The organism is Mesorhizobium sp. WSM4822 (assembly GCF_055811155.1).
On record NZ_JBVVQM010000066.1, the window covers coordinates 1 to 948 of the forward strand.

Consider the following 948-nt stretch of genomic DNA (forward strand, 5'->3'; position numbering starts at 1 on the left):
AACGACGTGCTGATCAAGATCAAGAAGACGGCGATCTGCGGCACCGACGTGCACATCTACAATTGGGACCAGTGGGCGCAGAAGACGGTGCCGGTGCCGATGGTGACGGGCCATGAATTCGTCGGCACCGTTGCCGATTTCGGCGCAGCGGTCACCGAATACAAGGTCGGCCAGCGTGTATCGGGCGAAGGCCACATCGTCTGCGGCCATTGCCGCAACTGTCGCGCCGGGCGAGGGCATCTGTGCCGCAACACGCTCGGCGTCGGCGTCAACCGTCCTGGCGCCTTCGGCGAGTATCTGGCGATCCCGCAGCACAATGTCGTGCCGATCCCTGATGATGTGCCCGACGAGATCGCCGCGATCTTCGATCCGCTGGGCAATGCCGTTCACACCGCATTGTCATTTGATCTGGTCGGCGAGGATGTGCTGGTGACCGGCGCCGGGCCGATCGGCATCATGGGCGCGCTCGTCGCGCAATGCGTCGGCGCGCGCAAAGTGGTGATCACCGACATCAACCCGGTGCGGCTGGCGCTGGCCAAGAAACTCGGCGTCCAGCATGTCGTCGACGCCTCGAAGGAAAAGCTGCGCGACGTCATGCCGGTGCTCGGCATGACCGAGGGGTTCGACGTCGGCCTCGAAATGTCGGGCGCCGCCCCCGCTTTCCGCGACATGATCGACACCATGAACAATGGCGGCAAGATCGCCATTCTGGGCATCGCGCCGACCGGCTTCGAGATCGACTGGAACAAGGTCATCTTCAAGATGCTGCATCTCAAGGGCATCTACGGCCGCGAGATGTTCGAAACCTGGTACAAGATGATCGCGCTGGTGCAGGGCCCGCTGGATGTCTACGGCCTGATCACCCACCGCATCGGCATCGACGATTTTCAGGCCGGCTTCGATGCGATGCGCAGCGGCAGTTCCGGCAAGGTGGTGATGGACTGGTAG

1 protein-coding gene is annotated in these 948 nt (G+C 62.9%); it reads left to right on the forward strand.

Annotated features, from left to right (window positions below; all coding sequences use genetic code 11):
* Positions 1 to 948 (forward strand): L-threonine 3-dehydrogenase (gene tdh, locus AC0L3E_RS34540; RefSeq protein ID WP_473606902.1); only part of this gene is annotated, 948 nt, incomplete at its 5' end.